Genomic DNA, 1525 nt, shown 5'->3' on the forward strand with positions numbered 1-1525 from the left:
AATATATCTATTAATTTTTATTCGATTAGCAGATAAGAAAAAGGCTGCTTAAATAAGCAGCCTTTGATTCGATTTTCTAATGATTATTCAGTAGTAAACACTAGTAGTTTGGCTTAGTCATGCCTGCGCCAGCTTTGTTTGACGCTACCTGACTACCTGCACCTTTTGGTACAAAACGTTCAGTGCGGAACGGTGCTGCAACCACTTCAATCTCTTTGATCTCTTGAGGACCAGGAGCTTTAGTCATTGGTGAGCCCGCTTGCTTCTTCGCAACTGTTGCTTTTGGCGTTTCTGCTTTTGCAACAGGCGCTTCTTCAACTTTCACTTCAGCTTTCGGTGCTTCAACGACTTTTGCTGGTTCAACGACAGCCGCTTCAGCTTCAACTGCTGGTGCTTCAGCAACTGCTTCCTCAGCTTTCACAGTCTCAACTGGTGCTTCAACTACTGGTGTTTCAACGACAGGTGCCTCAACTTTCGCTTCGACAACCACTGGAGCTTCTTCAACAACAGCAGGAGCTTCAGCAACTGGTGCCTGAGTTACTGCAGTCTCTTCACGGCGGATAATCACTTTACCCATTGCCAGTTCAGGACATGCAAAACCGCCTGCCATTACAACGCTGCTTTGTGGAGCTGCCTCTTGAGCGACATTTTGCTCTTGAGTATTAACCACTGTTTGCGTTTCAACTGCTACTTCAGCCACTTCAGGTTTTGCCTGTTTGTGGTGAGGTTTTGGAATGAAGCGAGGCATCACTTTACCCATAGCCATCTCTGGAGAAGCTACACCACCTTTACGTAGGCGGAATGGGTTAGGGCGACGATCACGACCGCGACGACGACGTTGACCACTTGCACGTAGGTGACGTGGAGAACGACGGTTACGACGTTGTTTCGGTTCTTCCTGTTCAGATTGCTCGCTATTTGCTTGAGTTGCTTCAACTTGCTCTGCAACTTTTTGCTCTTGCGCTACTGATTTGTTTTTCGCTGCTGCTTGCTCTTTAGAAACAGATGGTGCTTTTTGTTCCTTAGTTGAGTTTTCAGCCGCGTCTGCTTGAGCTTGCTGGTCTTTAACACGAACTTGCTTGTTCAGCTTACGACGTTGGCGACGCTCTTTGATCTTAGCAGCTTTCGCTTCAGGCTTAGCCTTTGGCGCATCTGACTTACCAGCTTGTGCGTCTGCCGCTAGCTGTAGGCCTTCTTCTGCTAATTTAGATGGTGCTTGCTCTTCGCGTTGCTTCTGCTCATCACGCTGCTTGTTGCGGCGATCTTGCTTAGGCTTACGAGGTTGACGATTTTGCTGTGGAGCTGCATCTTTCTGCTCTTCAGACTTCTCATCACGTGCAGGCTTGCGACGGCGTTTGTTGTCACGGTTATCGTTACGGTTGTCACCACGCTCACCACGTTGGTTACGGCGGCGGTTATCGTTACGGTCACGGCGTTGACGGTTGCCATTGCGGTTGTTTTTAGGCTTCTCTTCAGTTTGTTTCTCTTCTTGCTTCTCTTCTTGAGTTGAAGAGCCAAATAGGAA

Annotated in this window: 1 pseudogene; it reads right to left on the reverse strand. The window is 48.0% G+C overall.

The window, feature by feature from the left end:
* Window positions 1-100: 100 nt before the first annotated feature.
* A pseudogene (locus BCT81_RS27260) lies at window positions 101-1525 on the reverse strand (ribonuclease E); the annotation flags it as partial.

This window comes from Vibrio sp. 10N.261.52.A1 (assembly GCF_002876325.1).
GTDB classification, from domain to species: domain Bacteria; phylum Pseudomonadota; class Gammaproteobacteria; order Enterobacterales; family Vibrionaceae; genus Vibrio; species Vibrio chagasii.